This window comes from Thermococcus sp. PK, assembly GCF_000430485.1.
Lineage (GTDB): Archaea > Methanobacteriota_B > Thermococci > Thermococcales > Thermococcaceae > Thermococcus_A > Thermococcus_A bergensis.
In genome coordinates, this window is the sequence record NZ_KE387149.1 from 30,237 (window position 1) to 43,189 (window position 12,953).

Sequence of the window (12,953 nt, forward strand, 5' to 3'; positions counted from 1 at the left end):
AGACGCTGAATCACTGTATTGAACCGCCAGACGTGGGAGAGGATGAAGTTCTGCTTTTCACCCCATTCAGAATTTCTCGCAATGCCCTTTGGATAACCAACTACAATCGTAGAGACGCCCATTTCGTAAAGCCCTTCAACAATCTGCCTGACTGCAGTATTAATGTAGTGCCTCGCCTGTAGTTTGGCCTTTTGATACATTCTTTTCAGTTTCCTGCTTGTCTTGTAGCCGGACTTGTTGAGCTTTGATTGATACTCAGCAATCCTTTTTTGCCAGTAGAAGGCGATGCTCTTGAGGGGTCTTCCATTAACGAGAAAACTTTCCCCGGTCTCAACATAAACAGCCATTAAGTTGTTCACTCCGAGGTCAATTCCGGCTGAAAGGTCGCCCTTTGGTCTTCTTGGAACTTCCACCCACTCGTTTCCAGTCAGCCGTTTTTCAACCGTGTAGCTCACGTGAGCGTACCACTTGCGTCTTGATTCATCGTAGATGATTTCCAACCGCCCCTGTTTGCCCTTAACGTGAATTCTCCCCTTGAACTGGACTTCCAGCCTTTTGAACTTTCCAAGCCCTTTGAGGATTAGTTTGTTCCCCTCAATTTTATACTGGTCGTTCCTGAGGACAATCAAGGGTTTCCTCTTCCCGTCATCTTTCAAGTAGCTTGGTGGTTTTGGTCTCATCCACTTGGGGAGTTCTCTGTCTTTTTTCTTCCTTGCGAGGGAGAAGAAGCTCCTCCACGCCTCGGCGTTCTTCCTGCAAATTTGCTGGACTGTTGCGGAGCCAATCTCCTTCTTGTACTTCTCATAAACCTCTTTTTCAGTCTTGTTGAAGTCTACGGGCTGGTGGTCGAAGAAGAGTTGCCTCCGGAGGAAATTGACCTCGTTCCAGACTTTTGCTCCAGTATTGGCTAACTCGAAGAGGCTTTTCTCCTGCTCTTTTGAGGGTTGGAGTTTGAGCGTTACGGTTCTTTTCATTGCTTCTCGTTATTAATTCACACGTTTTTGGTTTAAAAACATTCTTTTGCTTTCCTGCTCTCTGGCCGGTTTCTCGATTACTGCATCCCCGCCCTGAAGGGCGAGGCTTTCAAAAGAAAAAGGTAAGGGCTGCAGGGATTATGCCAGGAACGGCGGCGGTATTCTCTAAGGTAGTTCCTGAGGAGTATATACAAAAATACAAGGTTGTGTTTACTACAAAAGATGATGTGGGGGCAATGAGCAAAGTTCTAAAGAGGGCTATTGAGGTGTTGTTGGATAAATATCCAAACTCTATTGATGAAATCAAGGAAAAATTTGTTGATGTGTTATGAATTATGACAAAGGACGTTTGAACAACAGGCTATTTGATGTCTTGATGTCTTTTTTCTATTGTCACAATGATATTATATCAACAATATATCATGAAATCTGTCAAGTTTGGGGTCTTTTACTTCATATAGGAGGGGGCACAACTTGTCATATTTCCAAAAACTTTATATTGTTGGAATACATCAAATAAATTTGAACATATATTTTGGGGGATGAAATATGGGAGTAGAACAAGTCTTGAAACTTGGAAAAAGGCCCCTGTATGCCCTTATAGCAGCAATTGTGGGTGCCCTTGTAGGATGGGTGGCAGGACCGAGCGCAGCGACTATAAAACCCTTTGGTGATGTCTTTATAGCACTTTTGAAATTTATCGTTGGACCGTTGGTTTTTGTCTCCATAGCAACAGCAGTAACAACAGTCCAAAGCTTCAAGAGACTTGGAAAAATCTTTGGAGGATTTTTGGTTTACTGGTTTGTCTTTGGTCTTATTGCAGCAATTATAGGATATACTTGGGCCAATATAATAAAGCCCGGATTGGGAGTTCAGCTAGCTTCAAAGCAAATAGAACTGGCAGAGGTATCTGTATCCCAGGTATTGCTAAGCTTTATCCCTAACAATCCAATAAAAGCCTTTTTAGAGCTTAATACAATGCAAATAATTATTATGGCATTACTTACAGGTTTTGCCATTGCTTTACTAGGTAACACCCTTCCAGAAGAGCATAACTTCCTCAAGAAGCTATTCGAGTCTCTTCAGGCATTGATATATAAGATAGTAGACTTTATCTTATGGTATGCACCAGTTGGTATTTTTGCACTGATGGCAAACCTGGTAGGAACAGTTGGTGCAATGGGACTGGCTTCTCTTGCAAAGATGGTATTTACACAATGGGCTGCATACCTTACAATATTGCTGGTTGTTCACCCGTTGTTTATAATGTTGATCCTGAGAGTAAACCCATTGCAGTACTGGAGAAAGGTATATCCGGCAATGCTAACAGCATTTGTTACCCAAAGCAGCTCTGCGACAATGCCAATTACTCTGAGGGTTACTAAGACATTGGGCGTTCCAGACGATGCTGCGGATGTTATAATACCTCTTGCTGCCACTATTAACATGCAAGCCGTTGCTGCTGAAATGCCCATCTATGCAGTTTGGGCTGCTCAGATGTATGGGGCCCATCTGACTGTAGCTCACGTGGCAATTGCATTAATAATGGGTGTTTTCGGTGCTGCAGCAGTTGCGGGAGTTCCCGGTGGAGGTATTATGATTGCCGCTATAACCCTTCAGACTCTAGGACTGCCACTGGATCCGGTAGGATGGATAGCAGGTATTTACGTGGTCATTGACATGTTCAACACAATGCTTAACGTTACCGGTGACCCATTGGGTGTCATGTTTGTCTCAAAATTTGTACTCAAGGAATTTGATAAGCAGAAGTTCAATGCACCGCCCGAATGAAGGCTTTTATTTGCTTTTTTATTTTTATGATCCATTTTTGTAACAAAAAGACACGCGATTGTTGTTATTTTTGAAAAACAAGGTCAAGCTGATTTCATTTTGGTTGGGTCCATTATTGATGAATATTTTCTCACCCAAGAATCGTGAAATCATCGGTCTAAACACGCTGTTAGGAAAATGAGGTTTTATGGGTAGGAATAGCCATTCAGATTGTTTTTGTCATATTGGGGAATTATATATAAATGACCTAAATAATATGTCAATAAATTGGAGCATAAAACCTCGAAATTTTGTAAAAAAGATTAAAAGTCACCGGCCTCAATTTATAAGTGGGGTGCCTTTTATGAAAAAAATTTTAGTGCTGGGAACTGGGGGTACTATTGCCAGTGTGAAGACAGAAGAGGGTTTTAAGAGCTCTTTAGACATCAATGAAATTTTACGGCACGCGGGTATTAAATTACACAATGGATACGAAATACATACCAAGAATATTTTGAATATCGACAGCACGCTCATTCAACCGGAGGACTGGGAAATAATAGCAAAAGAGGTTTACTCCGGTCTTAGAGACTATGATGGCATTGTAATATCTCACGGAACGGACACTCTGGCGCATGCTTCATCTATGCTTAGCTTCATGGTACAGAATCCTACTAAACCCGTTGTTATAACCGGTGCTATGAAGCCGATAACAGAACCGGGTAGTGATGCTGTTAAAAATCTCAGAGATTCGCTACTTTTTGCTATGGAAGCTAAAATCGGAGGCATATTTGTCGTGTTTAATGGAAAAGTCATGAACGGATGCCGGGTTTCGAAGATTAACAGCGTGGATGTAGACGCTTTCAAGAGTATAAACTACCCTGATATAGCCTACATAGATGAAGGTGGTCAAATTAAGTATAACGCCAACATTCTTGATTCTTATTCCCGGCCTAGAGGTTCTTTAAAGTTGGACACTCAATATGATCCTCGGGTATTTGTGCTTAAACTAATTCCCGGTCTTGACTCCCGAGTTATTGACGGTCTTTTGGACATGGGGTATAAGGGACTTATACTTGAAAGTTATGGTACTGGGGGTATTCCCTATAGAAAGAGAAACCTCCTAGAGAAAATAAAGAGCATAAGCCGGGAAATTCCTGTAGTTGTGACTACTCAGGCACTGTATGGTGGAGTTGATTTGAGCAGATATGAAGTGGGTATGAAAGCACTTGAGGCGGGGGTTATTTCGGCAAAGGACATGACAAAAGAAGCAACGGTTACAAAATTAATGTGGGCCCTCGGCCATACTGAAGATGTGGATGAAATCAAACAAATAATGCATACTAATTACGCAGACGAGATAAAGAATATCTCGCAATAATGGCAGGTGCATACATTTATAAGTCGATAATCATTTGATGGGGTAACGAGAGGTTTAGGATTCACAATCGGTTGAGGTGATAGAAATGGTTGAGATAATTGACACCACATTTAGGGATGCTCATCAGTCACTTATTGCTACTAGGCTATCAACAGAAGATATGCTTCCAATAGCCGAAAAAATGGATAAAATTGGCTTTTACTCTATGGAAGTATGGGGAGGAGCGACCTTCGACGCAGCCCTAAGGTTCCTACGGGAAGACCCCTGGGAAAGGCTAAAACTCCTAAGGGAGCACATAAAGAAAACAAAACTTCAGATGCTGCTTAGAGGGCAAAACTTGGTCGGCTACAGACATTATCCGGATGATGTTGTGGAAAAATTCGTTGAGCTGGCACATAAAAATGGTATTGACATTTTTAGGGTTTTTGATGCCCTAAATGACGTTAGAAACATGAAGACCGCAATCAAAAAAGCCAAGGAAGTCGGAGCGGAGGTTCAGGGGACGATAAGCTATACTACCGGGAAGATATTCACTTTGGAATATTATCTTCAGAAAGTTGATGAGCTGATTGAGCTTGACGTTGATTATATTACAATCAAGGATATGGCTGCCCTTTTGGATCCCCAAACGGCTCACAATCTTGTGAAAGAAATCAAAGACCGCTACGGAATAAAGGTTAATGTTCACACCCATGCAACGAGCAGTTTGGCCTCTGCAACTTACTTAAAAGCAGTTGAGGCTGGAGCTGACTTAATAGACACCTCGATTTATCCACTGGCCAATGGAACAGCCCAGCCTGCAATTCAGAGCATTTATTATGCCCTAAAAGGTGAGAACAAGCCCAAACTTGATATGAAGTTAATCTTCGAGATTTCTAGGTATCTGAGGAAGATTCTTGAAGAAAAATACGATCACCTACTGAACAAAAGGGCTCTTCATGGAGATCCAAACGTTTTAGTTCACCAAATTCCTGGGGGCATGTATTCAAACCTTATCTCCCAGCTCAAAGAGATGAAAGCTCTGGACAGGCTTGATGAAGTTCTTGAAGAGGTTCCAAGGGTTAGGGAAGACCTCGGATACCCACCTCTGGTTACCCCAACGTCCCAGATAGTCGGAACTCAGGCCGTACTCAATGTCTTGTTTGGAAGATATAAGATGGTCTCTCAAGAGACAAAGAACTATGTGAAAGGTCTCTATGGCAGGCCCCCGGCTCCAATAAAGGAGGAAATCATGAAGTTGATTCTTGGCGATGAGAAACCGATAGATGTCAGGCCCGCTGATCTGCTTGAACCTATGCTTGAGAAGGCTAAGAAGGAGCTTGAAGAGAAGGGCTACCTTGAGAAGGAGGAAGACGTTGTAACTTACTGCCTCTTCCCGCAGGTTGCCTTGGAATTCTTTGAACTTAGAAAGCAAGGAAAACTAAAGCCCCTTGAAGAAAAGCCCAGAGGAAAGATCATAAAGATTTACGTTGGCGGAAGAGAGTATGAAGTCGGAGTTGAAGGAGTCAAGCTTGAAGATTTAACTATGCCAGCCTATGCTCCTTCGGCAGCTCCTGTTCAGGCTGGTGCTCCTGTCGCTACTCCTGCTCCGGCTCCGGTATCGGCTCCTTCAGCGCCGGTTGGGGTTTCTTCTGCTCCAGTGCCGGCTGGTGAGAATGTTGTTACGGCGCCAATGCCGGGTAAGGTGCTTAGGGTTTTGGTTAGGGAGGGTGATGAGGTTAAGGCTGGTCAGGGGTTGCTTGTGCTTGAGGCAATGAAGATGGAGAACGAGATCCCCTCTCCAAAGGATGGCGTTGTTAAGAAAATCCTTGTCAAAGAAGGAGACACCGTCGACACAGGTCAACCACTAATAGAGTTGGGTTGAATCTCGGCTTTTAGTTCTATCTTTTATGATTCTAATTCTTTTTACTTAAACAATGAGGAAAATTGAATAATTTTGCTAATATTTTGGTGCAGTTGTTAAATTTGTTCATGATGACTTTAAATTTCCGAAAGGCATATATATTATCGCTACCATAATATTACGATAAATTTCGAATTGGGGGTGCCTAGATGAACTCTGCAGTTATAATACTTGCAGCTGCAATTATATACGTGGCAATGTACTTTACCTATGGAAAAAGCCTTCAGAACAAAGTTGTCAGAGCAGATGTAAACAGGCCAACTCCAGCACACAAGCTCTATGATGGTGTTGATTACGTCCCAGCACATCCATTAGTGCTCTATGGCCACCACTTCGCTTCAATAGCAGGAGCAGGACCTATAACCGGTCCAGCACTGGCAATGGCATGGGGATGGCTTCCATCATTGCTATGGGTATGGTTCGGAAACGTCTTTATTGGTGCAGTACACGACTACCTAGCCTTAATGGCTTCAGTAAGATACGATGGTAAGTCAGTACAGTGGATTGCAGGAAAGATTATGGGCAAGAGAACAGGAGTTGCATTTGAGGTTTACATATGGTTTACCCTACTCTTGGTGGTTGCGGCGTTTGTAGCTGTTACAGCAAGGTTGTTGGTCTTAACTCCAGAAGCTGCAACGGCAACACTGTTGTTCCTCCTAGTGGCAGTTATTGTAGGATGGATGATGTACAAGATGAACGTGAACTTCTATGTCGCAACAGTTGTAGGCTTAGTGCTTCTTGTTGTTGCAGTATGGATTGGCTTTAACAACCCATTAATCTTCGTCCAAGGACAGACAGACCCAACAAGTGCTGCTTACACTCAAGCATACCACTACTGGAACATTATATTGATGATTTACATCATTGTGGCATCTTCACTGCCAGTGTGGGTTCTCCTCCAGCCCAGAGACTACTTAAACGCCTACATTCTTTGGTTTGGACTCCTAATTGGAGGTATAGCGTTCATAGCCATTGCAAAGCCATTTGAAGCCCCGGCATTTACAACATTCTCAGCAAATGTCGTTGGTGGACAACCATCACCGTTCTGGCCTACGGTTCCATTGGTCATCGCATGTGGTGCTTTGAGCGGTTTCCACTCCATAGTTGCCTCTGGAACTACCTCAAAGCAGCTTGACAAGGAAATTCACGGACTGCTCGTTGGCTATGGTGGAATGTTCACTGAGGGATTCCTTTCAACAATAGTCATTACGGCTATAGCTGTTTACGGTGTTAAGCTCACCGGACTAAGCGCAAATGCAGTAGAATGGGGAACCCAATACATCACTAAAGGCGGACTTGACACTTTCATCGGTGGTTACGCTCAAGGACTTGCCGACATGTACGGAATAGACGTCACACTTGGAAAGACATTTGCAACTCTTTGGGTCTCAGCATTCACATTGACAACTCTCGATACCGCTACAAGGCTTGGAAGATTCGCATGGCAAGAAGTCTTTGGAATGGTAGTAGATACGAGCGAGGGGATATGGAAGACCATCACAAACAAGTGGGTTGCCTCGATAATAATCGCAGCACTTGGAACTTGGATGGCATGGGGTGCTAGTTACCAAGTTCTCTGGCCAGCATTTGCCGGTATGAACCAGCTATTAGCTTCAATTGCAATGTTAACGGCTGCTCTGTGGGCTTACAAGATACAAAGGGCAGGAAAATGGACCTACGCCGTCTTAATCCCAGCACTCTTCCTCTGGATAACAGTTACGGCAGGGCTTGTTTGGTACATAGCGGCAGTTCCGCTCGAAGGAAGCACATTAGTAGCTGTGAAGGGTTCTCTCTTAGTGGGCTTAGTGCTCAACATCCTTCTAGCGTATGATTTCTATCTCGCTTGGAAGAGGCCAGCAGAGGAATACGAAGCAGCTCCAGCGTGAGGCCTTTTCTTATTTTATTTATTTTTTGTTGAGGTGGTTTGATGAAAACATTCTTAAAAATGGCATTTTGTTGGACGTTCATGCCTATGCGGGTTTTTACTGGGTTTTGTGCGTTTCTCTTGGGGAGTTATGGCGACTTCTCAAACCATCTTATTGGCCTTAACTATAGACTTCTTTTCCACATGGTTTTGGGGGGATGTATGTTATGCAAGAGAAATCCCTTAACCCATTAACAATTAAAACGGGGTGGTTAAATGTTTGAAAATCTAAAGGCATTTTTTAGGGGATTTTTTAGTGCATTTAAGGCACGCTCTACGGAATATCTTGAGTTTGAGGAAAGGGAGCTTGAAAATGTGTTCGCACTTGTTCTCATGGGATCGTTTGTAGGTATCCCTTCCCCGCCGACAACACTTGTCATAAGACTAATGCCCCACATGGTGAGGGAAATCTACGTAATGCAGAGAAGAGCGGGAGAAATGGATGATATATTCGGTGAAATCGCTGCAATGTTTGAAATAACGTGAGGTGATAACGGTGAAGGATTATTTGGCTCCAAAAGAAGGATTCAGGGTCTTATTCTTCATTGGAAAGGGGGGAGTGGGAAAAACAACGAGCTCTGCTGCAGTCTCAGTTGCCCTCGCAAAGAAAGGCTACAAAACTTTGATAGTCTCGATAGACCCTGCCCACAACCTGGGCGATGTATTTGAAGTTAAGTTAAACGACAAGCCTAAAGCAATCGCTGAAAACCTTTATGCAATGGAGCTCGACATGGAAAAGTTCATTAAAGCTTATTTGAAGCATCTTGAAAAGAACCTAAAGCACATGTACAGGTATCTTACGGTGATAAACCTTGAGAAGTATTTTGAAGTGCTCAGCTTTTCTCCTGGTATAGAAGAATACGCTACTCTTGAGGCAATCAGAGAGATACTGCAAAGAGGAGATGAGTGGGATATTATAGTCTTTGACACTCCTCCGACCGGATTAACTTTGAGAGTTTTGGCCCTTCCTGAAATTGCCCGTATCTGGACGGAGAAGCTCATAGAGATACGGAAGAAGATTCTGGAAAAGAGAAGAGCAATCGAAAACATACAGGGAGAAAGAAAATTCGTAATTGAGGGCGAAGAATATAAACTTCCGAGTAAAGAGGAGGAAGACCCCGTAATGAAGGAGCTTAAGCAGTATAAAGCTGAAATTGCCTTTGTCAGAGGCGTCCTTACAAACCCAAAAAAGACCAGCGTTGTAGCGGTGATGAATCCCGAAATGCTACCGCTGTATGAGACGGAGAGGGCTTACGAGGCTTTAAGAAAGTTCAAAATACCCCTCAATCTTATTGTTGTCAACAAAGTCATTGAGCTTGAGGAAGAAGTTTCAATGCTGAGAGTAAAAATAGATGCTCAAAGAAAGGTGCTTAGAAAGATAGAGGAAAAATTCAAAGGAGTGGACATTGTAACGTTGCCCATGTTTGAAGAAGAGCCGAGGGGTTTAGAATGGCTTGAGAGAGTTGGGGGGTTAATAGTTGGAGATTGAGGAAATCTACAAAGAGCTCAAGAAGGTGAAGGAACCTATAAGTGGAGAGGATATAGTTAGTCTGGGGATTGTAAGTATGATTATGGAAGAAGACAACAAAGTAGTGATATTCCTTGGATTGGCAAGAAGGACTCCCAGGAGTCCATTTGAAATGGCAGTTAATTGGGCAGTTCATGCGAGGATAGTTAAGGATATAGTAAAGGTTTTAGAGGGAAAGGTCAATTTTGAGATAATTGATGATATGACGTTTCAAAGGTATTACCCAATAGAGGAGGTTTAATCATGAAGGTCACACCAGAAATGTTGTTTTTGATAATGGTTTTGGGTGCTGCTGCCACTTTGCAGTTTTACAAAGGTAGGAAGCTCAATCTGGGAATAATGGATTATTACCTGAGAACGATAGAGAAGGTTGTAAAGCCCAAGGACAAGAATTACGTCTGGCTTGGGGGATATGTAGGATTCAGGGCGTTTTACAAGGTCAACGAAGGAAACATTGACAAGTTTGAATACACACTAACTCTTTTACCAAGGCAGAGTATATTCTATTTTCCTATCTCGAAGCTGATAAACAGGCATGACAAGATATACTTTGTGATAAAGCCCTATGCAACAATCAAACGCGAGGCGCACCTGATACAGAAAGGCTACTACCGCTTTAGGCCAAATATAGAGGATGAGGAGCTTTTGCAGAGGGAGATAGTGGAGGTAAATGGAATACAATATGAAGCACTCTTTGAGAAGAAAAGGGACGTTGAACTGCTGAAGGAATTTCTTCAGGGATTTTCAAAAGTTGAAAACGTCAAGCACGTTTCATTGACGCCGAAGACAAATGTGCTTTATGTCTTTATGAAGCCGGAGATAGATACAATAGAGCAGGACGTAAGGCACATAGTGCGGTTTGTTAACGAAAGCATAAAAGAAAACCCATTTGAGAGATAGGGATAAACCTAATAAATCCCCCTTTTAAATTTCCCTTTATGATAGAGAGACTTTTCAGCCTTGGATACTCAAAGGAGTTTGCAGAGAGATACTTTGAGTTATGGGGCGAGAGGGCTTTAAAAATAGCTGAGGCTATGGAAAAACCCCTGCCTAGGTGTTTTAGAGTTAACACCCTTCGTATTGAGATTCCGAGACTTACCAAAATGCTGAACAAAAAAGGTTTTCAATTTAGGCGTGTTCCTTGGGCAAGAGAGGGTTTCTGCTTAACTAGGGAACCTTTTTCCATAACCTCCACGCCAGAGTACCTTGGCGGTCTGCTGTACGTTCAGGAAGCATCTTCTATGTACCCACCGGTAGCCTTAGACCCAAAGCCGGGAGAAGTCGTTGCAGACATGGCAGCCGCTCCGGGTGGAAAAACCTCATATCTTGCCCAGCTTATGGAAAATAAGGGGGTTATATATGCATTTGATGTTGGGGAGGATAGGCTTAAGGAAACAAGGCTAAACCTCTCCCGGCTGGGAGTTACGAACACAATCCTTTTCCACAAAAGCTCTCTCTACATGGGAGAGCTGGAAATTGAGTTTGATAAGATTCTTCTCGATGCACCCTGCACGGGCTCGGGAACCATTCACAAAAACCCGGAAAGAAAGACAAACAGAACACTGGAAGACATAAAGTTCTGTCAGAACCTGCAAATGCAAATGGTAAAGGTCGCTTTAGAGAACCTCAAGGAGGGGGGAGTGTTAGTTTATTCTACCTGTTCTTTAGAGCCGGAGGAGAATGAGTTTGTTGTTCAGTGGGCTCTGGACAACTTTGATATTGAGCTTCTCCCCCTTAAGTACGGTGAACCAGCTCTAACAGCACCCTTTGGGATAGAGCTTAGCGAGGAGCTCAGCAAGGCGAGGAGATTTTATCCAGATAAGCATAATACAAGCGGATTTTTTGTTGCAAAAATAAGAAAGAAGGGCTAATTCACTCGTTTGGAACCTTTCCTTTCAAAAGCCGATCCTCAATCTCGTGTAGCCTTTTCTTTGTGTCCTCGCTTAGCAGGCTTTCAAGTTCTTCTCTCGCTGCTTTTGCGAGTTCAAACTTGGATGCACACTCCTTAGACACATCCACCCACGGAATTTTCTTGCCCTCAAAGAATACGTCTATATCCGCAAATCTCTGATAACCTCTATACTCCAATCCTTTGAGGAGGAACTTTATTCTGAGGGGGTCTTCCCATGTTATTAGCTTTATTTTGTAGACCCTAATTCTCATGAAAGGCCGGGGATAGTCCCAGTCCCATCCTTCACTCACGACGTATCCAAGGTCGAGGTCTTCAAGGACTAGGAGCACCCTTTCTATGTTCTCTTCGTATCTCTTTTCGGTGTCGTAGATTCTTATGGTGAGCTCTTTCCAGCCTTCAGGGAGCAGTTTGAAAAGCAGAATGGGTAAATCAGTTCTCAGGGCTCTGTAAACTTCTACGAAGTTTTTTCTAATCAAAAAGGCCTCTTTTATGTCCCTTATGCCCACAGATTCACTTAATTTCTTGTCTGTTACCAAAAGAAGAGTATCTTGCTCTTCGCCCTCGTTAATGCCCTCAGCAAAGCTTGTCTCTATCCCCCCATATCTTTTGGGGATTACTTCAGAAGCTTTTTCAGCTTCTTTTGGTACTCTCAGAAGGATTATCTGCGGCCCAAGATTTGCCCTCTCAAAGGGTGCTTTTGCATTTAAGAGCTCCTTTAAAACGCTATCACTACGCATTCTGACCAAAAAGGCACCTTTCTTTGGGTTCAATACAGTCTTCCATTCTTCTGTGGGGGTTACGAAGATTATTGTGTCAAGTTCTCCGCTTTGATCCCATGCCTCGTCAACCGAAAGTTCTGTTATCCCAAAAAGGTTTTTTAGAAAATTTTCGCCACCCTCAACGTCTGATGTCCTTAAAAAGAGCATCGAGGGTCCAAAGCGCATTAACCTCATCACAATCCCCTCATTAGTTTGTACCCCCGTTCAAAATTCGTACCATCCGGGTAGTTAACCCTAACAACTCTTTTGCTTCCCAAAAGGATGAAGTTCACGTTTAAAAGCCCATTTAGGCCATGATAGAGCTTCCTGAAGTTGTGCCCGTAGAGAATGAAATCGACATTTTTTGGAGGACTTAGCTGGCCGGGGTCATGTGTTAGGGCAAGCTTTAGGCTACCTATCTTAATTATGTCGCCGGGCTGTACTATCTGGGCTTTTTTGGCGAGTTTTTTGAGGACTTCTTCACTGTCTTCGTTTCCCGGAACAATATACACCTCAGCTCCGGAATTTTCAAGTATGTCCAACAGCTCTTTTACCCTCTCAGCATACCGCTCTTTTAGTTCAGGCCTTCTTTCGAGTTTTATGTTGTCCACAAGGTCTCCAGTATGGATGATGTATTCTGGCATAGTTTTTTCTATTAAGTTCAAAATGAAAGGATATATATTGTCAGGAGTATCACTTATGTGCATTATCTTGGCCTCTTTACTCTCCAGTAGTTCCTTTGGCAGTCCTCTTCTTCTTAAGAAGCTCGGTAGGTTTAGTATCATCATAATAAATCCGAAACA

At 43.0% G+C, this 12,953-nt stretch carries 13 protein-coding genes; 10 read left to right on the forward strand and 3 right to left on the reverse strand.

The features are described from left to right. Positions 1-974: RNA-guided endonuclease InsQ/TnpB family protein (locus tag THEPK_RS01945; protein ID WP_042700432.1), on the reverse strand; the 974-nt coding region annotated here is incomplete at its 3' end. Between THEPK_RS01945 and THEPK_RS01950 the strand changes: the two genes are divergently transcribed. From THEPK_RS01950 to THEPK_RS02000, 10 genes are all read left to right on the forward strand, one after another. Beyond that, the gene (locus THEPK_RS01950; protein ID WP_042697720.1) at positions 974-1,306 is read left to right on the forward strand and encodes a hypothetical protein; all 333 of its coding nucleotides are present in this window, start codon (positions 974-976) and stop codon (positions 1,304-1,306) included. The two genes, THEPK_RS01945 and THEPK_RS01950, sit on opposite strands and share 1 nt — an antisense overlap. Positions 1,307-1,523: 217 nt before the next feature. Beyond that, a complete protein-coding gene (locus THEPK_RS01955; RefSeq protein ID WP_042697723.1) occupies positions 1,524-2,765 on the forward strand; it encodes a dicarboxylate/amino acid:cation symporter in 1,242 nt (413 codons plus the stop codon). Between the two features lie 343 nt (positions 2,766-3,108). Then, complete coding sequence (locus THEPK_RS01960) at positions 3,109-4,125, forward strand: asparaginase (protein WP_042700435.1); 1,017 nt, start codon at positions 3,109-3,111, stop codon at positions 4,123-4,125. Positions 4,126-4,210: 85 nt separating this feature from the next. Continuing rightward, positions 4,211-5,989 (forward strand): sodium-extruding oxaloacetate decarboxylase subunit alpha, encoded by a 1,779-nt coding sequence (oadA, locus tag THEPK_RS01965; protein ID WP_042697725.1) that lies wholly within the window; start codon positions 4,211-4,213, stop codon positions 5,987-5,989. Positions 5,990-6,177: 188 nt separating this feature from the next. Next, on the forward strand, positions 6,178-7,914 hold the full coding sequence (locus THEPK_RS01970) for a carbon starvation CstA family protein (RefSeq protein WP_042697728.1): 1,737 nt from the start codon (positions 6,178-6,180) through the stop codon (positions 7,912-7,914). Positions 7,915-8,168: 254 nt separating this feature from the next. Then, positions 8,169-8,438, forward strand: coding sequence for a hypothetical protein (locus THEPK_RS01980; protein WP_042697734.1), 270 nt, complete (start codon positions 8,169-8,171; stop codon positions 8,436-8,438). 10 nt (positions 8,439-8,448) lie between these two features. Beyond that, a complete protein-coding gene (locus tag THEPK_RS01985; protein ID WP_042697736.1) occupies positions 8,449-9,441 on the forward strand; it encodes an ArsA family ATPase in 993 nt (330 codons plus the stop codon). Continuing rightward, positions 9,431-9,721, forward strand: a complete 291-nt coding sequence (locus THEPK_RS01990; RefSeq protein WP_042697739.1) for an iron-sulfur cluster assembly protein — start codon at positions 9,431-9,433, stop codon at positions 9,719-9,721. The genes THEPK_RS01985 and THEPK_RS01990 overlap by 11 nt, the downstream gene beginning before the upstream one ends. A 2-nt stretch (positions 9,722-9,723) precedes the next feature. After that, entirely contained in the window at positions 9,724-10,380 is a 657-nt protein-coding gene (locus THEPK_RS01995) for a hypothetical protein (protein WP_042697741.1), read from the forward strand. Between the two features lie 38 nt (positions 10,381-10,418). Then, on the forward strand, positions 10,419-11,351 hold the full coding sequence (locus THEPK_RS02000; RefSeq protein ID WP_042697743.1) for an NOL1/NOP2/sun family putative RNA methylase: 933 nt from the start codon (positions 10,419-10,421) through the stop codon (positions 11,349-11,351). A gap of 1 nt (position 11,352) precedes the next feature. Here the strand turns inward: THEPK_RS02000 and THEPK_RS02005 are convergent, their stop codons facing one another. Together THEPK_RS02005 and THEPK_RS02010 are read right to left on the reverse strand one after the other, a co-directional pair. Continuing rightward, complete coding sequence (locus THEPK_RS02005) at positions 11,353-12,345, reverse strand: hypothetical protein (RefSeq protein ID WP_042697745.1); 993 nt, start codon at positions 12,343-12,345, stop codon at positions 11,353-11,355. After that, a complete protein-coding gene (locus THEPK_RS02010) occupies positions 12,345-12,935 on the reverse strand; it encodes a metallophosphoesterase family protein (protein WP_042700438.1) in 591 nt (196 codons plus the stop codon). The genes THEPK_RS02005 and THEPK_RS02010 overlap by 1 nt, the downstream gene beginning before the upstream one ends. Positions 12,936-12,953 lie beyond the last annotated feature (18 nt).